The organism is Serratia sp. PGPR-27 (assembly GCF_022678525.1).
Taxonomy (GTDB): domain Bacteria; phylum Pseudomonadota; class Gammaproteobacteria; order Enterobacterales; family Enterobacteriaceae; genus Serratia; species Serratia nematodiphila.
Map to the genome: position 1 here is coordinate 1 of NZ_JALBYS010000023.1, position 20,860 is coordinate 20,860.

Annotated in this window: 19 protein-coding genes and 1 pseudogene; 10 read left to right on the top strand and 10 right to left on the bottom strand. The window is 59.3% G+C overall.

Annotated elements, in window-relative coordinates:
• Positions 1-114: 114 nt before the first annotated feature.
• The 3 genes from brnQ to MMS95_RS13995 form a co-directional block, all read right to left on the bottom strand.
• Positions 115-1,437: a branched-chain amino acid transport system II carrier protein gene (gene brnQ / locus MMS95_RS13985; protein WP_242141790.1), complete on the bottom strand. Its 1,323-nt coding sequence runs from the start codon at positions 1,435-1,437 to the stop codon at positions 115-117.
• 199 nt (positions 1,438-1,636) lie between these two features.
• A complete protein-coding gene (locus MMS95_RS13990) occupies positions 1,637-2,512 on the bottom strand; it encodes a 2OG-Fe dioxygenase family protein (protein ID WP_033632129.1) in 876 nt (291 codons plus the stop codon).
• Positions 2,513-2,542: 30 nt separating this feature from the next.
• Positions 2,543-2,875 carry a tRNA-binding protein gene (locus MMS95_RS13995; RefSeq protein ID WP_004931561.1) on the bottom strand — a complete coding sequence of 111 codons (333 nt, stop codon included), beginning with the start codon at positions 2,873-2,875 and terminating at the stop codon, positions 2,543-2,545.
• 287 nt (positions 2,876-3,162) lie between these two features.
• Here MMS95_RS13995 and MMS95_RS14000 point away from each other — a divergent pair, with 287 nt between their 5' ends.
• The 8 genes and pseudogenes from MMS95_RS14000 to fbaA all read left to right on the top strand — a co-directional run bounded on the left by MMS95_RS14000 (position 3,163) and on the right by fbaA (position 12,182).
• The gene (locus MMS95_RS14000) at positions 3,163-4,080 is read left to right on the top strand and encodes a DMT family transporter (RefSeq protein WP_004931563.1); all 918 of its coding nucleotides are present in this window, start codon (positions 3,163-3,165) and stop codon (positions 4,078-4,080) included.
• A gap of 169 nt (positions 4,081-4,249) precedes the next feature.
• Positions 4,250-5,338 (top strand): ABC transporter substrate-binding protein, encoded by a 1,089-nt coding sequence (locus MMS95_RS14005; protein WP_041922370.1) that lies wholly within the window; start codon positions 4,250-4,252, stop codon positions 5,336-5,338.
• Positions 5,339-5,416: 78 nt separating this feature from the next.
• Complete coding sequence (locus MMS95_RS14010) at positions 5,417-7,186, top strand: iron ABC transporter permease (RefSeq protein WP_004931567.1); 1,770 nt, start codon at positions 5,417-5,419, stop codon at positions 7,184-7,186.
• Positions 7,179-8,249, top strand: coding sequence for an ABC transporter ATP-binding protein (locus MMS95_RS14015; RefSeq protein WP_015379001.1), 1,071 nt, complete (start codon positions 7,179-7,181; stop codon positions 8,247-8,249). Before MMS95_RS14010 ends, MMS95_RS14015 begins: the two co-directional genes overlap by 8 nt.
• Positions 8,250-8,298: 49 nt before the next feature.
• Positions 8,299-8,424: pseudogene (locus tag MMS95_RS14020) on the top strand (LysR family transcriptional regulator); the annotation flags it as partial.
• A gap of 311 nt (positions 8,425-8,735) precedes the next feature.
• A complete protein-coding gene (gene epd, locus MMS95_RS14025; protein ID WP_004931582.1) occupies positions 8,736-9,752 on the top strand; it encodes an erythrose-4-phosphate dehydrogenase in 1,017 nt (338 codons plus the stop codon).
• A 70-nt stretch (positions 9,753-9,822) separates the two neighbouring features.
• Entirely contained in the window at positions 9,823-10,986 is a 1,164-nt protein-coding gene (pgk, locus tag MMS95_RS14030) for a phosphoglycerate kinase (RefSeq protein ID WP_004931584.1), read from the top strand.
• 116 nt (positions 10,987-11,102) lie between these two features.
• A complete protein-coding gene (gene fbaA / locus MMS95_RS14035) occupies positions 11,103-12,182 on the top strand; it encodes a class II fructose-bisphosphate aldolase (protein ID WP_004931586.1) in 1,080 nt (359 codons plus the stop codon).
• Between the two features lie 56 nt (positions 12,183-12,238).
• Here the strand turns inward: fbaA and MMS95_RS14040 are convergent, their stop codons facing one another.
• A complete protein-coding gene (locus tag MMS95_RS14040) occupies positions 12,239-12,907 on the bottom strand; it encodes a DUF1345 domain-containing protein (protein ID WP_049186806.1) in 669 nt (222 codons plus the stop codon).
• Positions 12,908-13,112: 205 nt separating this feature from the next.
• Between MMS95_RS14040 and mscS the strand changes: the two genes are divergently transcribed.
• Entirely contained in the window at positions 13,113-13,979 is an 867-nt protein-coding gene (gene mscS / locus MMS95_RS14045) for a small-conductance mechanosensitive channel MscS (RefSeq protein ID WP_015378992.1), read from the top strand.
• 82 nt (positions 13,980-14,061) lie between these two features.
• On the opposite strand, the gene MMS95_RS14050 is transcribed toward mscS, so the two are convergent.
• From MMS95_RS14050 to MMS95_RS14060, 3 genes are all read right to left on the bottom strand, one after another.
• Positions 14,062-15,411, bottom strand: coding sequence for an aromatic acid/H+ symport family MFS transporter (locus MMS95_RS14050; RefSeq protein WP_118891721.1), 1,350 nt, complete (start codon positions 15,409-15,411; stop codon positions 14,062-14,064).
• Between the two features lie 172 nt (positions 15,412-15,583).
• Complete coding sequence (locus MMS95_RS14055; RefSeq protein WP_015378990.1) at positions 15,584-16,615, bottom strand: methionine synthase; 1,032 nt, start codon at positions 16,613-16,615, stop codon at positions 15,584-15,586.
• Positions 16,616-16,640: 25 nt separating this feature from the next.
• A complete protein-coding gene (locus tag MMS95_RS14060) occupies positions 16,641-17,618 on the bottom strand; it encodes a DUF1852 domain-containing protein (RefSeq protein ID WP_049277091.1) in 978 nt (325 codons plus the stop codon).
• A 303-nt stretch (positions 17,619-17,921) separates the two neighbouring features.
• Here MMS95_RS14060 and MMS95_RS14065 point away from each other — a divergent pair, with 303 nt between their 5' ends.
• Positions 17,922-18,461: a DUF2058 domain-containing protein gene (locus MMS95_RS14065; RefSeq protein WP_242141791.1), complete on the top strand. Its 540-nt coding sequence runs from the start codon at positions 17,922-17,924 to the stop codon at positions 18,459-18,461.
• A gap of 7 nt (positions 18,462-18,468) precedes the next feature.
• On the opposite strand, the gene MMS95_RS14070 is transcribed toward MMS95_RS14065, so the two are convergent.
• The 3 genes from MMS95_RS14070 to MMS95_RS14080 form a co-directional block, all read right to left on the bottom strand.
• Positions 18,469-19,167, bottom strand: coding sequence for an RluA family pseudouridine synthase (locus tag MMS95_RS14070; protein WP_049277087.1), 699 nt, complete (start codon positions 19,165-19,167; stop codon positions 18,469-18,471).
• Positions 19,168-19,309: 142 nt separating this feature from the next.
• On the bottom strand, positions 19,310-20,005 hold the full coding sequence (gene araD, locus MMS95_RS14075; RefSeq protein WP_079452420.1) for an L-ribulose-5-phosphate 4-epimerase: 696 nt from the start codon (positions 20,003-20,005) through the stop codon (positions 19,310-19,312).
• Positions 19,999-20,859 carry an L-ribulose-5-phosphate 3-epimerase gene (locus MMS95_RS14080; RefSeq protein WP_082997448.1) on the bottom strand — a complete coding sequence of 287 codons (861 nt, stop codon included), beginning with the start codon at positions 20,857-20,859 and terminating at the stop codon, positions 19,999-20,001. Before MMS95_RS14080 ends, araD begins: the two co-directional genes overlap by 7 nt.
• Position 20,860 lies beyond the last annotated feature (1 nt).

A 20,860-nucleotide genomic window follows, 5' to 3' on the forward strand; every position in this document is an offset into this window, starting at 1 on the left:
ACCGTGGACAACGTGGTGGCGAAGGCGCAGGCGCTGCTGAAGTAAGCGGCCTGGCGCCAGCCGATAAAAAAGCCGGTCATGATGACCGGCTTTTTTTATGGGCGGAAATCGCGATTACGACGCGGCGTTGGCGCTTTCGGCGCTGCGCAACCGGTCGTAAGCGGCCGCCAGCAACAGCACCAACAGCGTAGGCTGCAGCCAGACCAGACCCTGCTCGGCCAGCGGCAGCTTATCGAACCAGGCGGGCAGCAGGCCGCTGAAGCTGGAAGCCTTCAGGCCGTCGGCGAGGCCAAACACCAGGCTGGTGGCGATCACTGGCGCAAAGACGCGCCTGGCGCTGCGCCAGCGGTTCTGGCTGAAGCTGAGCAACACCAGCGCGATGCAGGGCGGGTAGATCGCCGTCAGCACCGGCAGCGAGACGCGGATAAGATTGGCCAGCCCCATGTTGGAGACCAGCATGGCGAAGAGGGCGAGGATGACCACCAGCGTGCGGTAAGAGAGCGGCAGGTAGCGGGAGAAGAAGTCCGCGCAGGCGCAGGTCATGCCGACCGCTGTCACCAGGCAGGCGATGAACATCAGCACCGCCATAAAGACGCTGCCCAGATCGCCGAAGGTGTGCTGTACATAGGCGTGCAGGATTGCCGCGCCATCCTGAGCGCCATTCTCGATTAGGCTGCCGCTGCCGGCGCCGAGTTTGAACATGCAGATATAGACCAGCGTCAGGCCGACGCCGGCGATCAGGCTGGCCCACAGCGTATAACGCAGCAGCAACCCGCTGTCGCTGACGCCGCGCGAGCGTGCGGCGGTAACGATAATCGAACCGAACATCAGCGCCGACAGCGTATCCATGGTTTGATAACCCTGTACGAAGCCGGTGGAAAACGCCGCGGCCTGATAGCTGCCGACGGCGGAGAGCGGCGCGCCTGCGGGCCAGATCAGGGCGGCGATGCCGAGCGCGGCCAGCGCCAGAATTTTCAGCGGCGCCAGAATATGGCCGACGTTATCGAGCAACCGTCCGGGATATAGCGACACAATCATCGCCAGGGTAAAGAACAGCAGGCTGTAGATGAACTGCGGCAGGGCGCCGTCGCCGGTGAAAGGCGCAATGCCGAGGGCGAAAGAGACATTGGCGGTTCGCGGCGTGGCGAACAGCGGGCCGAGCGCCAGATAGCAGACGGTCGCCAGCAGCAGGCCGGCGGTGCGGCCGATGGGGCCGGTAAGCAGGCTGATGCTGCCGCCGACGCGCGCCAACGCGATCACGGCGATCACCGGCAGGGCGACGGCGGTCACCATAAACCCGAGGGCGGCCGGCCACAGATGTTCGCCGGACTGCAGCCCCACCAGCGGCGGGAAAATGATGTTGCCGGCGCCGACAAACAGGGCAAAGGTCATAAAGCCCAGGGCGATAATGTCTTTCGGGGATAAACTCTTGGTCATAACGGTATGGCACTGCCTGTATTCATGAAATAAACGGCCCGCCTGCAGAGGGCTGGCGCGTGGGGCAGCGAGCGCCCGCAAAAATTTTCGTCCGGCAGGATATAATAATTCGGCGACAAAAACCTGATTAATCCAGCGTTGTTTATCCTGGCGTGAACCGGCCGCACAGAGGGATCATGGCGGCCGGCCCGGCAGCGCGTTAGCGCGCCACCATGTCTATCGACAGCGGAATTTCGATGTGCGGCTTGAAAGAATCATACGCGAAAGAGACGTGGCCGTCTTCGACCGGTTTGCGGGTGAAAAAGATCAGCATATCGCGGGTTGAATCCTTACGTTTGTCCTGCGCTTTCACCGGAGAGAGGCTGTGTTTGCGCTCGTGGTCGACAATCAGCAGGGTGTCGAGGAAATGCCGATGCTGTATTTCGCCCAAAATCCATTCCGGCCGGGCCCGATCGAATTTGATCCCGCTGGTTTCGCGCATATCGTGAATAAAGGTCTTGGCGCTGTCGTCGGTCATGTTGTCGCAGCCGAGGAAGGTTGTCATGGTGTGGTCGACGCCGTCGCTGTGCACGCCTTCCAGCGCCGGTTCGCCCAGCATCTGCGGCGTGGTGACGGTGCGCAGGTTGAACACGGTGCAGACGAACTTGTTGATCTCCTGATTAAGCCGGGGGCGCGGCGTCACGCTCACGCCATCGATCACGTAGGCTTTGAATTTCATCAGCGCCTGAAAGGCCGTATTCAACTGCAGATCGTCGTTGATGCCGCGGAAATGGCGCACCTTTCCCGAATCGTAGCGGATGAAGTCTTCCTCGACCGAGAGCACGAAAGGCTGGAACTCCAGCCGCTCAATCCGGGCGCGATCGAAGTCGAAACAGAAACGGCCGTTTCTGGACTTGCGGAAAGGCAGCGTGGGATCGTCCGCCAGATTGGCGCTGACCTGCTGCAGCCTGGCGAAATCTTCCGGCCGCGCGCCCAGCGCCAGCAGGATTGCCTGCATGGTAGCGCCGGGGATAAAGGCTGAACGGTGTTCCTGGTATGCCTTCTTAACTTCATCAAGCAGAGATAACTGTCGCATTTCTCGGTGGCCTCACGAATGATGGGGCGGTTATAAAATCTTGCTGCCGATCTCCACGTCGAAATCGGGTTTCAGCAAGACGGTGCCTTGATCCCTGGTGACCGCGGCAAGAACCAGCACTTCGGATTTAAATCCGGCAACCCGCCTGGCGGGGAAATTAACGACGGAGATGACTTTTCTGCCAAGCAGGTCATCTTCCTGATAGTTTTCGCATAATTGTGCCGAGCTGTTTTTAATGCCAATTTCCTCGCCGAAATCAATGCGCAGCTTATAGGCGGGTTTTAACGCCTTGTCGTTATATTCCACGGAAATAATTTCGCCAATACGCATATCCAGTTTCATAAAATCAGTGATTTCGGCCATGAGTCAGTCCCGTTAATTAAATGGCTTCAGAAAGGCTAGCAAAGGGGAATTATCCCGACAATGTCGCCAAGAGGGGAATATTTATACCCGATGTAGCAATTAATTTACATTGTCGTAACGTAGCGTAATTAATTATAAGCTTGATGAATTATATGAAATTGAAACTTCATTATTCACCGGTAATTATGTGTACCATCTGAACTTGGGCGTCCGCTCGGCACTGTTAAGCCCGTGTTAAATTGGTTAGTATGCCTTCATTCATCAACCGCATTCTTTCAGGTAGTGATATGGAAATAACCCCGCGTGAAAAACGCGATCGGCGAAAGGCATTTATCGCGCCGTTTTTCCTGATATTAATTTGGTCGACGGGTTTTATTGCCGCGCGGGCGGTGGCGGATCATGCCGATCCCAACCTTTTCCTGACCTTTCGCTTTTTGATCGCCGCCGCGGTATTCGCTTTGCTGGCATTGCACTGCGCCTGGCCCAAGGGGCGGCAGTTCGTGATGCACCTGCTGACCGGCATGTTGATGAATGGCGTTTATCTCGCTGCAAGCTGGTGGGCGGTAGCGAACGGCCTGGCGGCCGGGGTGATGTCGCTGATCGGCGGCTTGCAGCCGCTGTTCACCGCGCTGATTTTCGCGTTGGTGCTGCGCAAATCGATAGGGTTACGCTCCTGGGCCGGGCTGGCGATCGGCTTTATCGGCGTTGCGCTGGTGCTTTCTCCCCGGCTGACCGGCATTGATGTCGGCAATATGGCGCTGTTGCCGATCCTGATGGGGTTTGGCAGCATCGTCGCGCTGACGATCGGCATCATGGTGCAGAAGTCTTCGCTGGCGGCGGCCGATCTGCGGGCTGCGGGCGCCATTCAGCACCTCGGTGCGGCGATCGTGACCGGCGCGTTGGCGGCCGTGATGGGCTCCGGCGCCTGGGACAATTCGCCGACGCTGTGGTTCTCGCTGCTGTGGTCGGCCGGCGTGTTGTCGCTGGGCGGCACCGCGCTGTTCATCTGGATGGTGCGCCACGGCGATTTGACTCGCATTACCGCGCTGATGCTGCTGGTGCCGCCGGCGGCAGCGCTGCAGGCTTATGCGCTGTTTGGCGAGGCGCTGTCGCTGGTGCAGTTGGCGGGGTTTGCCCTGACCCTGCTGGGGGTAGCCATCGTACAGCGAATTCGCCTGCTGCGGCGTTCTCGCCTGGCCGAATAGTTTGCGACTGGAAGTGCCGTAAAGCCCGCGCTGCCGGGCTTTTTTATTGGCTGAAAAACGTCCAACCTCACAAAACCGAAAGATAACAAAGCAACGCCGTTGCTACGTCTCAGTTATTAACTATATGTTAATTTTTGGTTTATTAAATGTGATCAGGGGATGGATGATGATGATGAAAAAAATCAGCGCGACCGTAGCGGCAATCACCTTGCTGGGCTCCGTTTCCGCCTATGCGGCCTTCCCGGCGGGCTACCCCGCCGACTATCAGAAACTGGTCGACGGCGCGAAGAAAGAAGGCAAGGTGGTGATTTACTCGACCACCGACACCAAGGCGGCGGCGCCGCTGATCCAGGGGTTCGAGGCGTTGTATCCGGGCATCAAGGTCGAATACAACGACATGAACAGCACCGAACTGTATAACCGCTTTATCAGCGAGCAGGCGGCCGGCGGCACCAGCGGCGACGTGGTGTGGAGTTCGTCGATGGACACCATTTTGAAACTGGCGGGCGATTACGCGCAGGAATATGCCTCCCCCGAGCAGGCTCAGCTGCCGAAATGGGCGGTATGGCAAGAGAAGGTGTATGGCACCACCTACGAGCCGGTGGTGTTTATCTATAACAAACGCCTGATCCCGCAAGGCGATGTGCCGGATTCGCATGCGGCGCTGGCCAAGCTGATCGCCGGCCAGACGGACAAATTCAAGAAGAAAGTCACCACCTACGACATCGAAAAATCCGGCGTCGGCTTCATGCTGTCGGTGCAGGACTTCAAGGCCGATCCCAACTACTTCAAAACGCTGGCCGATGTGGCCAAGGGCGGGTTGGCGGTGCAATCCTCCACCGGCACCATGATGGAACGCGTTTCCTCCGGTGAAAACCTGATCGGCTTCAATATCCTCGGTTCGTACGCCGAGGCTCGCGCCAAGAGCGACCCGTCGCTCGGCATCGTCTATCCGAAAGACTACACCCTGGTGCTGTCGCGCGTGAGCTTCATCAGCAAAGAGGCCGGCAACCCTAACGCCGCCAAGCTGTGGTTCGACTACGTGCTGTCGGAGAAAGGGCAAAATATTCTCGCCAATCAGGCCGATATCCCCTCGATCCGCAACGACATCGAAGGCAAGAACGACATCGATGGCATGACCAAGCTGTTGGGTAACGCGCTCAAGCCGATCCCGGTCGATGACAGCCTGCTGGAATATCTGCAGCCGGCCAAGCGTCTCGACTACATCAAACAATGGCGCGCCGCCGCGGCGAAATAACAGGGACTGCATTCGGACGCGCGCCTGTCGCACGGGCGCGCGCCCTTTGGTCGTCGTTTACAACCATAGGGAGCATTTATGCAAGCATGGCGCAGAAAGTGGCAGAGCCTGCCGCGCGGCCTGGTGGTGTTGATAACCGCGCTGGTTATCTATGTCCCCCTGTCGTTTATCATCATTCAAAGCTTCCTCTCGGCACCGTTTTTCTCTCCTTCCAAGGTCTTCAGCCTTGAGGCCTTCGAGTTCATCTTTACCGACCCGGATTTCTACAAAGCCCTGAAAAGCGGATTTATTCTGGCATTCGGCCTGGTGATTATCGCCATCCCGCTCGGCGGTATTTTAGCCTTCCTGATGGTGCGCACCGATCTGCCGGGGCGGCGAATCATCGAACCGCTGATTCTGGTGCCGATCTTCGTGTCGCCGATGGTGCTGGGTTTCGGTTACGTGGTGGCGGCGGGGCCGGTAGGCTTCTTCTCGCTGTGGGCGGAGGCGCTGCTGGGCTTCGTGCCGTGGAACATCTACTCAATGGCCAGCATCGTGGTGATAGCCGGATTGACGCACGTGCCCCATGCCTACCTGTACATCTCCTCGGCGCTGCGCAGCGTGGGCTCCGACGTTGAAGAAGCGGCGCGCACCGCCGGCGCCACACCGCTGCAGGTGATGACCGCCGTCAGTCTGCCGATGGTGCGGCCGTCTATCTTGTACGCCGGGGTGCTGCTGTTCTTCCTCGGGCTGGAAGTGTTCGGCCTGATGCTGGTGCTGGGCGATCCGGAAGGCAACCTGGTGCTGGCGACCTACCTGTACCAGTTGACCAACAAGCTGGGCACGCCGTCTTACCATCTGATGGCGGCGGTGGCGGTGGTGCTGATTTGCATCACTATTCCGTTGGTGATGCTGCAGCGCCGGCTGATGCGCACCGCCAACCGCTTTGTCACCGTCAAGGGCAAAGCCTCGCAGGCCCGCGCGCTGCCGCTGGGTAAATGGCGCTGGGTGGCCGGCGCGGTGGTGGTGTTCTGGCTGACCGTGACCATCGGCGTGCCGCTGATCGGCGTGGTGCTGCGCGCCTTTATCTCCAACTGGGGCGTGGGCGTGTCTGTCTGGGACGAACTGTCGATCAACACCTTTCGCACCATCTGGGCGCAGCCCAACCTGCTGCGCGCCATCGTCAACTCGATGGCGATCGGGGTGATCGGCGGGGCGCTGGCGGTGGCGTGCTACCTGTTTATCGGCATCGCGATGCACCGCAAGCCGGATGGCGCCACGCGCTTCCTCGACTACAGCGTGCTGGTGCCGCGCGCGGTGCCGGGGCTGCTGGCCGGTCTGGCATTCCTGTGGGTGTTCCTGTTCCTGCCGATGTGGCTGGACAAATCGCTCAAGGAAGGCTGGCTGTCGGCGTTGCCGATGGCCGAATGGCTGCGTGCTAACTGGATTGTCTGGCTGCGTTCGCTGCGCAGCACCATATTCAGCGTCTGGCTGGCCTACACCGTGGTGTGGATGGCCTACGGCCTGCGGCTGATCTCTTCCACGTTGCTGCAGGTGGGGCCGGAGCTGGAAGAGGCGGCGCGCAGCGCCGGCGCCAGCCGCGGCCAGATCACCCGCCACGTCACCATTCCGCTGTCGCGCTATGGCCTGATCGGCTCCTGGCTGCTGATGTTCCTGATTTTTGAACGCGAATATTCCACCGGGGTGTATCTGCTGTCTCCGGGCACGGAAACCATCGGCTCGATGCTGGTTTCTCTGTGGGCCGCGGGCGCTATCGATATCGTCGCCGCGCTGTCGTTCATCAATATTCTGCTGGTGGTGCTGGGGCTGGGGATCGCCTTGCGCTTTGGAGTGAAATTACATGATTGAACTTTCGGTAGAGAATCTGCATTTGACCTATGGCGACAACCCGGTGCTGAAAGGGGTGTCGATGGATCTGAAACGGGGCGAAGTGGTCTCGCTGCTGGGCCCGTCGGGCAGTGGCAAAACCACGCTGCTGCGGGCGGTGGCCGGGCTGGAGAAACCGAGCCAGGGGCGGATCGTCATCGGCAACAGCGCGGTGTACAACGGCAGCGCGCGCAGCGAAATTCCCGCCGAAGAGCGCAACCTGGGGCTGGTGTTTCAGTCCTATGCCCTGTGGCCGCATAAAACGGTGTTTGAGAACGTCGCTTACCCGCTGAAGCTGCGTAAGACCGGCTCGGCGGAAATCGCCCAGCGAGTGCAGGCGGTACTGGATCAGCTCGGGTTGGGGCATCTGGCCAAGCGGCACCCGCACCAGCTTTCCGGCGGCCAGCAGCAGCGCGTGGCGATCGGGCGTGCGCTGGTCTACAACCCGCCGGTGATCCTGCTGGATGAGCCGCTGTCCAACCTCGACGCCAAGCTGCGCGAAGAGGCGCGGGTATTCCTGCGCGAGCTGATCATCAAGCTCGGTCTGTCGGCGCTGATGGTGACTCACGATCAGAACGAGGCGATGGCCATTTCCGATCGCATCCTGCTGCTCAATAACGGCAAAATCGAACAGCAGGGCACGCCGCAGGAGATGTACGGCTCGCCCACCACGCTGTTCACCGCCGAGTTCATGGGCAGCAACAACCGCTTGCCGGGCAAGATCGTGGCGCTGGAAGGCGACCGGGCGCGCATCGAAGGCAAGGATTGGGCTCTGTGGGGCAAAGCGGGCGCAGGCGTGCAGGTCGGGCAGGAGGGCACGGCGGTGATCCGCGTGGAGCGCGTGCAGTTGGGCGAAGATCCGCAGGGCAACCAGCTTGAGCTGCCGTTGCTGACCAGCATGTATCTTGGCGATCGCTGGGAATACCTGTTCCGCACCGTGGCCGAAGACTTCGTGGTGCGCGCCTATGGGCATGAGGCGCGCGATCGGGCGCTGTGCCGGCTCTCCCTGCCGGCCGAGCATCTGTGGATATTCCCGAAAGCCTAACCAGGACGCCCGCCGATGCGGGCGTTTCGTTTACAGAGTTAAACCGCTAGCGGTATACGTTTCCCGGCTGGCAACGTCGGCGAAAGTGCGGGTGACGGTCGAATTTTTGCGCGACTATTTCCGCGAGCACTACGGCGAAACGGGGGCGGCGAGCGAAAATCCACCGCGATCTTAAGGCCAAAAATGTGCGCCAGATCATCTTATGCTCGTAAAACTCCCCTCCGTTACTTGCGGGACTGTTGCACCTGTTCCTTTTGCCAAAACTTTGGTTTATGCTCAGCTGAAGCGTTTCAGTTGAAGCGCTCTTCAACAGAAATGCCGATGTGACGGCGGTGAAAAACCGCTGAAGCGCGGGAATAATGCAAACTCGGCGATTCACAGCGGGCGGTACGATCCACTACTCTATGCGGGTTAGTGAGACAACCAGTCAGCGCCGGGCGGCGCCGGTGAGTCACCCGGCGTGGACGGCCCTTTTTCAGGAGCAGCATGACCATCCGCATAGCGATAAACGGCTTTGGCCGCATCGGCCGCAGCGTATTGCGCGCACTGTACGAATCGGGACGACGGGCGGAAATCTCCGTGGTGGCGATCAACGAGCTGGCGAACGCCGAGGGCATGGCCCATCTGCTGAAGTACGACTCCAGCCACGGCCGCTTCGCCTGGGATGTGCGGCAGGAGTGCGACACGCTGAGCGTCGGGGACGACGCGATTCGCCTGTTGCATCAGCCGGCGGTGGAGCAGTTGCCCTGGGGCGAACTGGGCGTCGACGTGGTGCTGGACTGCAGCGGCGTGTACGGCAGCCGGGCGGATGGCGAAGCCCATCTGGCGGCGGGGGCGAAGAAAGTGCTGTTCGCCCACCCGGGCGGCAACGATCTGGACGCCACCATCGTGTTCGGCGTTAACCATCAGACGCTGCTGGCGGAACATCGCATCGTGTCCAACGCCTCGTGCACCACCAACTGCATTATTCCGGTGATCAAGCTGCTGGACGACGCCTACAGCATCGAATCCGGCACCGTGACCACCATTCACTCGGCGATGAACGATCAGCCGGTGATCGACGCGTATCACGCGGATTTACGGCGCACCCGCGCGGCGAGCCAGTCGATCATTCCGGTCGATACCAAGCTGGCTGCGGGCATCACCCGTATCTTCCCGCAGTTTTGCGACCGCTTCGAGGCGATCTCGGTGCGCGTGCCGACCATTAACGTGACGGCTATCGATCTGAGCGTCAGCGTGAGCGCCGCGGTGAAGGTGGCGGAGGTCAACCAGCTGTTGCAAAAGGCCGCACGGGAATCATTTCGTGGTATAGTTGACTACACGGAATTACCATTGGTCTCGATCGATTTTAACCATGACCCGCACAGCGCTATCGTCGACGGTACGCAGACCCGGGTCAGCGGGCAGCACCTGATAAAGACCTTGGTCTGGTGCGACAATGAATGGGGCTTTGCCAATCGGATGTTGGATACAACACGGGCAATGGCCGCCAGCGGTTTCTAGTACGGCGGCGCCGGCGTGATTGGCGCGCTGCTCAGGCAATTTTATAGAGATTCAATAAAGAGGGTTCACCATGTCTGTAATTAAGATGACCGATCTGGATCTGGCGGGTAAACGCGTACTGATCCGCTCCGATCTGAACGTGCCGGTAAAAGACGGTAAAGTGACTTCCGACGCGCGTATCCGCGCTTCCCTGCCGACTATCGAAGCTGCGTTGAAGCAAGGCGCCCGCGTGATGGTAACCTCCCACCTGGGTCGTCCTACCGAAGGCGAGTACAACGAAGAATTCTCCCTGCTGCCTGTGGTCAACTACCTGAAAGACCACCTGAAATCCCCAGTGCGTCTGGCGAAGGATTATCTGGATGGCGTCGACGTTGCCGAAGGCGAACTGGTGGTGCTGGAAAACGTCCGCTTCAACAAGGGCGAGAAGAAAGACGACGAAACCCTGTCCAAGAAATACGCGGCGCTGTGCGACGTGTACGTGATGGATGCATTCGGCACCGCGCACCGCGCGCAGGCTTCCACCCACGGCGTGGGCAAGTTCGCGCCTGTCGCCTGTGCCGGCCCGCTGCTGTCCGCCGAACTGGAAGCGCTGGGCAAAGCGCTGGGCAACCCGGCCCGTCCGATGGTCGCCATCGTGGGCGGTTCTAAAGTCTCCACCAAACTGACCGTGCTGGATTCCCTGTCCAAAATCGCCGATCAGCTGATCGTCGGCGGCGGCATCGCCAACACCTTCGTGGCGGCGCAGGGCAACAACGTGGGCCAGTCCCTGTACGAACCTGACCTGATCCCGAACGCGCAGAAACTGCTGGAAACCTGCGACATTCCGGTGCCGACCGACGTGCGCGTAGCGACCGAGTTCTCCGAAACCGCAACCGCGACCGTGAAGTCGGCGAGCGAGATCCAGGACAACGAGCAAATTCTGGATATGGGCGACGTCTCTGCCGAGCGTCTGGCCGTTATCCTGAAGAACGCCAAGACCATTCTGTGGAATGGCCCGGTTGGCGTATTCGAGTTCCCTAACTTCCGTAAGGGCACCGAAATTGTCGCCCGCGCGATCGCCGATAGCGACGCTTTCTCTATCGCTGGCGGCGGCGACACTCTGGCAGCCATCGATCTGTTCGGTATCGCTGACAAAATTTCCTACATCTCCACCGGCGGTGGCGCATTCCTGGAATTCGTTGAAGGGAAACCGCTGCCTGCAGTCGTGATGCTGGAAGAGCGCGCTAAGCAGTAATTCAGACAACGGGAGGCGAAAGCCGCCCGTTTGTTTTATACCGCGCGGCTAACGCTGCGCGGCGTGAAAACATCGATTTACATCCATCTACGGCCGACGAAACAGGACAAAGTAACATGTCTAAAATTTTTGATTTCGTAAAACCGGGTGTCATCACGGGTGATGACGTTCAGAAAGTCTTCGCAGTTGCTAAAGAGAACAACTTTGCGCTGCCAGCGGTAAACTGCGTGGGTACCGACTCCATCAACGCAGTGCTGGAAGCCGCGGCTAAAGTGCGCGCGCCGGTCATCGTTCAGTTCTCCAACGGCGGCGCCGCGTTTATCGCCGGCAAAGGCGTGAAGACCGATGTGCCTCAGGGCGCAGCGATTCTGGGCGCTATCTCCGGCGCACACCACGTTCACCAGATGGCTGAACACTACGGCGTGCCGGTGATCCTGCACACCGACCACTGCGCGAAGAAACTGCTGCCATGGCTGGACGGCCTGCTGGACGCCGGTGAGAAGCACTTCGCCGCTACCGGCAAACCGCTGTTCTCTTCCCACATGATCGATCTGTCTGAAGAATCTCTGGAAGAAAACATCGAGATCTGCAGCGCCTACCTGAAGCGCATGGCCAAAATCGGCATGACGCTGGAAATCGAACTGGGCTGCACCGGCGGTGAAGAAGATGGCGTGGACAACAGCCATATGGACGCTTCCGCGCTGTACACCCAGCCGGAAGACGTGGCTTACGCGTACGAAAAACTGAACGCCATCAGCCCGCGCTTCACCATCGCTGCATCGTTCGGTAACGTGCACGGCGTGTACAAGCCAGGTAACGTTAAGCTGACTCCGACCATCCTGCGCGATTCTCAGAAATACGTTTCCGAGAAATTCAACCTGCCGCATAACAGCCTGAACTTCGTGTTCCACGGCGGTTCCGGTTCCAGCGATGCGGAAATCAAAGAGTCCGTCAGCTACGGCGTGATCAAGATGAACATCGACACCGACACCCAATGGGCGACCTGGGACGGCATCCTGCAGTACTACAAAGCGAACGAAGCTTACCTGCAGGGCCAGCTGGGCAACCCGAAAGGCGCCGATCAGCCGAACAAGAAATACTACGATCCACGCGTCTGGCTGCGCGCAGCGCAGACCAGCATGGTGACGCGTCTTGAGCAGGCCTTCAAAGATCTGAACGCGGTAGACGTTCTGTAATCTTCGCCAGCTGTTGCACGATGCAAAAGGCTCCCTGCGGGGAGCCTTTTTCGTTTTCAGCTCAGCAAGCCGGCGCCGACGTTGATAGACAGGCCCAGGATCAGCATGTTGAACACGAACGAAATGACCGACTGCACGAGCGCGATTCTACGCACCTCCGCGGCGCCGACCGCCACGTCGGCGGTTTGCGACGCGACCGCGATGGTGAAGGAGAAGTAGGCGAAGTCCAGATAGGTTGGCTCGGTGAGATTGCCGGGGAACAGCAGCGGCAAAGGATCCTGCTGTGCGCCCTGGCGATAAAACTGATGAGCATAGTGCATGGTGAAGGCGGTCGGCAGCAGCAGCCAGGAGACCGCCAGCGTTCCGCCGGTTAGTGCCAGATGCAGGGTTTTCAGCGAGTCGCTGGCCTGTTTGGCGCTGCTCAATTCGAACAGGATCGCCAGAATACTCACCAGACAACCGAAACTGACCAGCGCCAACACTGTGCTGGCGCTTTCATCCTGTCGCCGGGCGATCTGGCGAATGTGCTGCGGCGTGCTGACCAGCATCAGCCGCCAGAGAAACAGCAGATAGAGCCAGGCCAGCGTATTCCAGCCGATCATCAAACGCTGCAGCAACGAGAGCTGGGCCGGCAGCAGCAAAAAGCACAACAGCCCGGCGCCGACGGAAAGCAGCAGCCTGGGCCGCACTTGCCAATAGTGTTTGAGCGAAGAGCGAATGTGCATGAAGAACGGATCCCTTGTCGTGAAATGGCCAACGCGCTGTTTTCAGCATAGAAGAAGCGGCGGGCGGTTTCGGCTATTTTTAACGCTGACGGTTGGCATGAGCCTTTAATGTTGGTTACCCTTAGGCGGTGGTTTCCTACTGGCTGCCGAAGCCAGTGTATTTTTGCGAGTTTCTCCCGTTAGGGACTGAGTTAGGACGACACGAATGAAAGATTTGAATGTAGTAGACGGCATCAACGGTGCCGGAGACTGGTTGGTGAAGAACCAGGATCTGTTGATCCAGTACGCGGTGAATATCGTCGCCGCCATCGTTATCCTGATCATCGGTTCGATCGTGGCCCGCGTGGTCGGCAATGCGCTGAACCGCGTAATGAAGCTGCGCGGCATCGATGCCACGGTGGCGGACTTCCTGTCGGCGATCGTACGTTACGGCGTGCTGGCGTTCACCTTCATCGCGGTGCTGGGGCGCGTCGGCGTGCAGACCACCTCGGTGATCGCCGTGCTGGGTGCCGCCGGTTTGGCCGTCGGCCTGGCGCTGCAAGGCTCGCTGTCCAACTTCGCCGCCGGCGTGCTGCTGGTGATCTTCCGCCCGCTGCGCGTGGGTGAGTATGTCGATCTGGGCGGCGTGGCCGGTACCGTCGATCAGGTGCAGATTTTCTCCACCACCCTGCGTACCGCAGACAACAAAACCATCGTGGTGCCGAACGGTAAAATCATCGCCGGCAACATCATCAACTACTCCCGCGAACCGAACCGCCGTGTGGACATCGTGGTAGGCGTGGCCTACAACGCCGATATCGACGTGGTGAAGAAGGTGTTGGGCGACGTGATCGCCGCCGACAAGCGCATCATGCACGCTAAAGGCGTGACCGTGCGTCTGAACGAGATGGCGCCGTCCTCTCTGAACTTCGTGACCCGTTCCTGGACCACCAACGCGGAATACTGGAACGTGTACTTCGATCTGATGGAAAACTTCAAGCGCGCGCTGGATGCCCACAACATCGGCATTCCGTTCCCGCAAATGGACGTGCACCTGTATCGCACCGAAGACGCTTCCGCCAAGGCGGAATAACGCAGAAGGGAGCCTTGGCCCCCTTTTTGATTGCAGGCCGAGACGTCACTGATGGCGTCTCGGCCTTTTATTTTCCGCGAGTTCAGATGCCGGCCGCCGGTTCGGTGAGCGGCGCGCGGCGGCGCAGGCTGAGGCGATAAAGCAGGAAGATGGCGACTGCGCCCAGCAGCGCCGGCAGCGCCAGCCAGAGGAAGAACACTTCCGGCGAACCGGCGGCGGTCATCATCCAGGCGCCGAGCATCGAGCCGACGATCGAGCCGAAGCGGCCATTGGCCATGGCCCAGCTGACGCCGGTCACGCGGGCTGCGGTCGGGTAAAGGGTGGCGGAAACCAGATTCAGGCCGTTTTGCGCGCCGGCCACGCCGAAGCCTATCAGGAACACGACGGCGGCCAGCGTGTATGCGTCGCCCATCAGGTAACCGGTAGCGCCGATCACCAGCGCGGCGCCCAGGTAGGAGAAGGCCAGCACGCGATAGGGCCCGACCCGATCCATCAGCAGCGCCATCAGGATGGCGCCCAGGGTGCCGCCGAGCGGCACCATCGCGCCGATGCGCGAGGCGTGGGCGATATCGAAACCGGCGTCTTTGAGGATCGTCGGCAGCCAACTGGTGAGCAGGTAGAACACGAACAGCGAACAGAAGAATGCCGCCCACAGCAGCAGGGTGCGCACGGCGCGCCCTTCGATAAACAGGTGCGAGATCGGCGACCTGGCCTGCGCCGGGCGCTCGTCATCGACAATGGGTCCCCCCGTCCAACGCTGGCCGGTGATACGCTCGACCACCCGGCGCAGCCGATCGGCATGTTTGGCGCTGGCGGCCATAAAGCGCACCGACTCGGGCATCTGCCAGGCCAACAGCGGCAGCAGCGCCAACGGTGCAATGCCGCCGACCAGCAGCAGGCCGCGCCAGCCGAACGCTGGAATGATCTGCCCGGCCAGCAGGCCGCCCAGGGCCAGCCCGGCGGTAAAGCCGCTCCAGCTTAGGGTGACCATCAACATGCGCCGGCGCGCCGGTGAGTACTCAGAGCTGAGGGTGATGCAGGTCGGTATCGCGCCGCCGAGGCCAATGCCGGTGATAAAGCGCAACCAGGTCAGGGATTCGATCGAATGCGCATAGGCTGAAGCCAGGGTGCAGCCGCCAAACACCAGCACCGCGACGAGCAGTACGCGCTTGCGGCCGATAGCGTCGGCGATCGGCCCGAACAGCAGGCTGCCGATCAGCAGACCGAACAATCCCGCACCGAAGGCGGGGGAGAGCTGCGCTGGCTGCAGGCCCCACTCTTCGCGCAGCGCCGGGGCGATATAGCCGATGATGGCGGTATCGAAGCCGTCCAGCAGGGCGATGAGGAAACATAAGGTCAGGATCAGGATTTGGTAGGGTGAGATCCTGGCGCGATCGATGATTTCGCTGATGCGAGCGGTATCTGGGCTCATGAGGGTTCCACTGTTATTAAGCTGGTGTGGGCTGGCTGAGGGGCCGTTCAGGCCGCTGTGGCTGGCATCGCGTAGAAATCCGAGTATACACCAGCGCGGGGGCGTTGCGGGGAGAAGGAGTCGATTGATAATCGCCCGCCGCAGGAGGCTACTGCGGCGGGCGCTGGCGCGGTTATTTGGCCAACAGCTCTCGGCGCACGATCTCGGCGCCTGCGCTTAACGCATTCAGCTTGCCGCGGGCGACCTGACGAGGCAGGGGAGCCATGCCGCAGTTGGTCGACGGATAGAGCTTGTCGGCATCGACAAACTGCAGCGCTTTGCGCAGCGTGTCGGCCACTTCTTCCGGCGTCTCAACGGCATGATTCGCCACGTCGATGGCGCCGACCATCACCTTTTTGCCGCGGATCAGTTCAAGCAGATCCATCGGCACGTGCGAGTTATGGCACTCCAACGAGATAATATCGATAGTCGACGTTTGCAGCTTGGGAAACGCCTCTTCATATTGCCGCCACTCAGAGCCCAGCGTCTTTTTCCAGTCGGTATTGGCCTTAATGCCGTATCCATAGCAGATATGTACGGCGGTTTCACACTTAAGCCCTTCAACGGCTCTTTCCAGGGCGGCGATGCCCCAGTCATTCACCTCGTCAAAGAACACATTAAATGCGGGCTCATCAAACTGAATAATGTCGACGCCGGCGGCCTCAAGCTCTTTGGCTTCCTGATTGAGGATCTTGGCGAACTCCCAGGCCAATTTCTCGCGGCTTTTATAGTGGTTGTCATAGAGCGTGTCGATCATGGTCATCGGCCCCGGCAGGGCCCATTTAATCGGCTGCTGGGTCAGCTGGCGTAAAAATTTGGCGTCTTCAACGAAAACGGGCTTTTGACGCGAGACCGCCCCCACCACGGTTGGCACGCTCGCCTCGTAGCGATTGCGGATTTTAACCACTTCGCGTTTCTCGAAATCGACGCCGCTGAGGTGTTCGATAAACGTCGTGACGAAGTGCTGGCGCGTTTGCTCGCCATCGCTGACGATATCGATGCCGGCCTGTTGTTGCTCTGCCAGCGACAAACGCAGGGCGTCTTGCTTGCCTTCGATTAATTCTTCATTTTGCAATTTCCAGGGCGACCACAGGGTTTCCGGTTGGGCCAGCCAGACCGGTTTGGGTAAGCTGCCGGCGGTCGATGTGGGGAGCAATATTTTCATGATAGGTGACCTGTATTTAAGTGAATCAAAGCGCGTAGTGAGCAGACCATTGCTCAAGAATAGGCTTGTAGGGTTTGATAAATTGCTCTTCCGTAAATTTCCCCTGCTCAATCGCCAACTGGCTACGCTCTTCGCGATCGTAAACAATCTTGGTTAATGAATGATCCTGGTTATTCAGGCTTGGCTGATAGCATTGCCCCGCCGCCGAGTTGGCATTGTAAATTTCAGGCCGATAGATTTTTTGGAAGGTCTCCATCGTGCTGATGGTGCCAATCAGCTCCAGATCGGTGTAATCGCTCAGCAAATCCCCGGGGAAATAAAACGCCAGGGGCGCGACACTATTTTTCGGCATGAAGTAGCGCACCTGCAGGCCCATTTTTTTAAAATACCGGTCGGTCAGCGAAGCGCCGTCTTGCCGATACTCGTCGCCCAAGACCGGGTGTTGATTGCCCGTCCGATGATAGGTGTCTTTGCTGGACACGCTGAGGCAGATCACCGGCGGTTTGCTGAAATTCTCATGGTATTCGTTTGAATTGACGAAGTGCTTAAAGATATTGCCGTGCAAATCGCCGAAATCATCCGGAATGGTAAATTCCGCCGTGTTTTTATTGTGCGCCGGCAGCAAGACGCTAAAGTCGTAATCGCGCACGTAAGAGGAGAAATTGTTCCCGACGATGCCCTCGATACGCGTTTGCGTTTTTTTATCAAGGATGTTGGTTTTCAGGATTTCTATTACCGGGAAGCTGGCGCTGTGATCTTCAATGCGCATCTCAACCGAAATGATTTCAAGCTCGACCGCATAGCGATCGGCCTTGGGGTTATCCCAATGCGCCAACGAATTGAAGCGGTTGTTAATCATCACCAGCGTGTTGCGCAGGTTCTCCCGGCGGTTTTCCCCTCTGGCCAAATTGGCGAAGTTGGTGGTGATACGCGTATTTTCAGAAGGGTTATAATCTTCATTGAAAGAACTGCTCTTAATCGTAAAGGTAAAGTCTCTATTCATCGTCTTATAGCATCCTGTTATATGATATGAAGGCTGGGTTTATCCATTTATTTCAATGGCTTGTTTTTATATTTTTTCATTCAGCCAATTTCATATTGTCTGTCGTTAATGAGGTCTATTTTTGCCAGAGTCCCGGTGGGAGTGAAAGAGACTTAATTTCATTACTACATGAGCCACATTCATGATCTGGGGTTCAGGTGGGTTTGCCGCCGTTGCCCTGCGGTGCAGCCGCCCGGCAAGCTGGTGCAGCCTGAAAAATTACGGGTATAATCCCCCCATGACCCCAAGGCTTCAGACACGAACATGACAAAACTCACCTTACAAGAGCAGATGCTCAAAGCGGGCTTGGTAACCAGCAAGAAAATGGCCAAAGTCCAGAGAACGGCTAAAAAATCACGCGTTCAGGCGCGCGAGGCCAGAGAGGCGGTGGAAGAGAATAAAAAGGCGCAGCTTGAGCGCGATAAGCAACTGAGCGAGAAGCAAAAGCAGGCCGCGCTGTCCAAAGAATACAAGGCGCAGGTGAAGCAGCTGATCGAGATGAACCGCATCGTCCTGGCGAAAGGCGATATCGGTTTCAACTTCACCGACGGTAACCTGATCAAAAAAATCCTGGTGGATAAAGCGACCCAGACGCAGCTGATCAATGGCCGCCTCGCCATTGCGCGTTTGCTGATCGAGAACCGGGAAGAGTGTGAATACGCGATTATCCCCGCGAGCGTCGCCGATAAAATCGCGCAGCGCGATGCGGGCAGCATAGTGCTGCACAGTGCGCTGAGTCAGGAAGAGCAGGATGAAGACGATCCGTACGCCGACTTTAAAGTGCCCGACGATTTGATGTGGTAAGCCGCGTTCAGAACGGCGCGGCGTGACGAGCGGCTATCCGCTCTCCGCTGATGGGGTGCACAAAGTCCAGCTCGCTGGCGTGCAGCATCAGCCGCGGCGTCTGCTCGGTACCCGGCAGCAGGCGCCCGCCATACAGATCGCAACCTAAAATAGGATGGCCCAATTGCCGGCTGTGAATACGCAGCTGGTGGGTGCGTCCGGTCTCCGGGGTGAGCTGCACCCGCGTCAGCGGCAGCGAGATCCCGCCTTCCATTTCACGATAAAAACGTTCGACGACCCGATAGCGGGAGCGGGCGGGCTTGCCGTGGAGGGCGCAAATCGACATCAGCGGGAACAACGCCGGATCTTTGGCGATCGCTGCGTCTATGACCCCTTCGTTATCCGCCAGATGGCCGCAGAGCAGCGCGCTGTACACTTTGCCGACGGTGCGTTCGCTGAACTGCCGGCAGAGCGCGGCGTTGACGGCCTTGTTGCGGGCCACCACCATCAAACCGGACGTGCCGAAATCCAGGCGGTGCGCCAGGGCGCAGCCGGGGAACAGCTGTACCAGCCGGTGGTGTACCGAATCGAGATTCTGCGGATTTTTGCCCGAGAGGCTGAGCAGCCCGGCCGGCTTATTGATCAGCGCCAGATGATCGTCCTGATAGAGGATCTCTATCTGGTCATGGCATGGCGGGGCGATAAAGGTATCGGTGATCGTAGACATCGGGCGGCCGGCTGGAGGGTGGGTGCGGATGATAGCGAATTTCGCGTCGATGAGCGAATGCGGTTTTCGCTACACTGCGCCTCATGCCCGTTGGCACCCGATGCGGCAAAGCATCGGGTGCCACGGTTAAAGCCCCGGCGCGCTACTGCCCGTAGTAGGCGTGTTGGCCGTGTTTGCGCAGGTAGTGTTTGTCCAACAGTTCGCGCTGCATGCTGTGAATGCCCGGCGTCAGCTGGCGCGAGAAAATGCCCATGTAGGCAATTTCTTCCAGCACCACCGCATTATGCACCGCATTGTGGGCGTCTTTGCCCCAGGCGAAGGGGCCGTGGGCGTTGACCAGTACCGCCGGGATCGCGTTGGGATTAATATCGCGCCGGCGGAAGGTTTCGATAATCACGTTGCCGGTTTCCAGTTCGTAATCGTGCTCAATTTCATCCTGGGTCATCAGGCGAGTGCAGGGGATCGCGCCATAAAAGTAGTCGGCGTGGGTGGTTCCCCAGGCGGGGATGTCCAGCCCGGCCTGCGCCCAGATGGTGGCGTGGCGCGAATGGGTGTGCACGATGCCGCCGATATCGGCGAATTCGCGGTACAGCGCCAGATGGGTGGCGGTGTCCGACGACGGTTTTTTTACCCCCTCGACGGTGCGGCCGCTGGCCAGATCGACCACCACCATATCCTCCGCCGTCATATGCTCGTATTCAACGCCGGAAGGCTTGATCACCACCAGGCCGCGTTCGCGATCCACCGCGCTGACGTTGCCCCAGGTAAAGGTCACCAGCTTATGGCGCGGCAGATCGAGATTGGCCTCCAGCACCTGTTGTTTTAACTGAGTCAGCATGTCATGCCCCCTTGTTGCATTTTCTGTTCGATCCAGCGGCGGGCCTGAACGATCTCGGCCACCGGCTCCTCGGCTTTTTCGGTCCACATCTCAATCAGGAATGCGCCGCGGTAATTGAGGCGCTGCAGCGTGCGAAACACCTCGACGAAGTCGACGCAGCCTTCGCCAAACGGCACGTCGCGGAATTGTCCCGGCGAAACGGCGGTGACCGGGTAGGTGTCTTTCAGGTGAATGGCGGCGATGCGATCGATGCCCAGCTCCAGCTCGCGCGGCACGTCATTGCCCCAGGCGCTGAGGTTGCCGACGTCCGGATACACCGTGAACCACGGCGAGGCCAGCAGGGCGTCCCAGGCTTTCCATTTACCGATCGAGTTCATAAAGGCGGTATCCATGATTTCCACCGCCAGCATCACCTGGGCGGCGGCGGCACGCTCTACCGCCCACTGCATGCCTTCGCTAAAGCGCGCCAGCGTCCCCTCGTCCTGCTCTTCGTAATACACGTCGTAGCCGGCCAGCTGGATGGTGCGGATACCAACGTCTTTGGCCAGCTGAATGGCCTGTTCCATCACGTCGAAGGCGCGCTGGCGCAGCGCCGGATCGTGGCTGCCAAACGGAAAGCGCCGGTGGCCGGAGAGGCACATCGACGGGATGCGGATGCCGGTTTCCAGCACGGCTTCCACCAGCGCCAAGCGCTGCGCCTTGCTCCAGCTCAGGCGCGCCAGGCGTTCATCGCTTTCGTCCACCGACATTTCGACGAAGTCGAAGCCGCAGGCCTTGGCCAGCGCCAGGCGCTCGGGCCAGCTCAGGTGTTTCGGCAGTGCTTTCTCGTAGATTCCCAACGGGTGCTGACGCATA

Coding starts and splice junctions, on each gene's coding strand:
- brnQ (WP_242141790.1), bottom strand. CDS start 1,437: ATGACCAAGAGTTTATCCCCGAAAGACATTATCGCCCTGGGCTTTATG.
- MMS95_RS13990 (WP_033632129.1), bottom strand. CDS start 2,512: ATGCGACAGTTATCTCTGCTTGATGAAGTTAAGAAGGCATACCAGGAA.
- MMS95_RS13995 (WP_004931561.1), bottom strand. CDS start 2,875: ATGGCCGAAATCACTGATTTTATGAAACTGGATATGCGTATTGGCGAA.
- MMS95_RS14000 (WP_004931563.1), top strand. CDS start 3,163: ATGGAAATAACCCCGCGTGAAAAACGCGATCGGCGAAAGGCATTTATC.
- MMS95_RS14005 (WP_041922370.1), top strand. CDS start 4,250: ATGATGAAAAAAATCAGCGCGACCGTAGCGGCAATCACCTTGCTGGGC.
- MMS95_RS14010 (WP_004931567.1), top strand. CDS start 5,417: ATGCAAGCATGGCGCAGAAAGTGGCAGAGCCTGCCGCGCGGCCTGGTG.
- MMS95_RS14015 (WP_015379001.1), top strand. CDS start 7,179: ATGATTGAACTTTCGGTAGAGAATCTGCATTTGACCTATGGCGACAAC.
- epd (WP_004931582.1), top strand. CDS start 8,736: ATGACCATCCGCATAGCGATAAACGGCTTTGGCCGCATCGGCCGCAGC.
- pgk (WP_004931584.1), top strand. CDS start 9,823: ATGTCTGTAATTAAGATGACCGATCTGGATCTGGCGGGTAAACGCGTA.
- fbaA (WP_004931586.1), top strand. CDS start 11,103: ATGTCTAAAATTTTTGATTTCGTAAAACCGGGTGTCATCACGGGTGAT.
- MMS95_RS14040 (WP_049186806.1), bottom strand. CDS start 12,907: ATGCACATTCGCTCTTCGCTCAAACACTATTGGCAAGTGCGGCCCAGG.
- mscS (WP_015378992.1), top strand. CDS start 13,113: ATGAAAGATTTGAATGTAGTAGACGGCATCAACGGTGCCGGAGACTGG.
- MMS95_RS14050 (WP_118891721.1), bottom strand. CDS start 15,411: ATGAGCCCAGATACCGCTCGCATCAGCGAAATCATCGATCGCGCCAGG.
- MMS95_RS14055 (WP_015378990.1), bottom strand. CDS start 16,615: ATGAAAATATTGCTCCCCACATCGACCGCCGGCAGCTTACCCAAACCG.
- MMS95_RS14060 (WP_049277091.1), bottom strand. CDS start 17,618: ATGAATAGAGACTTTACCTTTACGATTAAGAGCAGTTCTTTCAATGAA.
- MMS95_RS14065 (WP_242141791.1), top strand. CDS start 17,922: ATGACAAAACTCACCTTACAAGAGCAGATGCTCAAAGCGGGCTTGGTA.
- MMS95_RS14070 (WP_049277087.1), bottom strand. CDS start 19,167: ATGTCTACGATCACCGATACCTTTATCGCCCCGCCATGCCATGACCAG.
- araD (WP_079452420.1), bottom strand. CDS start 20,005: ATGCTGACTCAGTTAAAACAACAGGTGCTGGAGGCCAATCTCGATCTG.
- MMS95_RS14080 (WP_082997448.1), bottom strand. CDS start 20,859: ATGCGTCAGCACCCGTTGGGAATCTACGAGAAAGCACTGCCGAAACAC.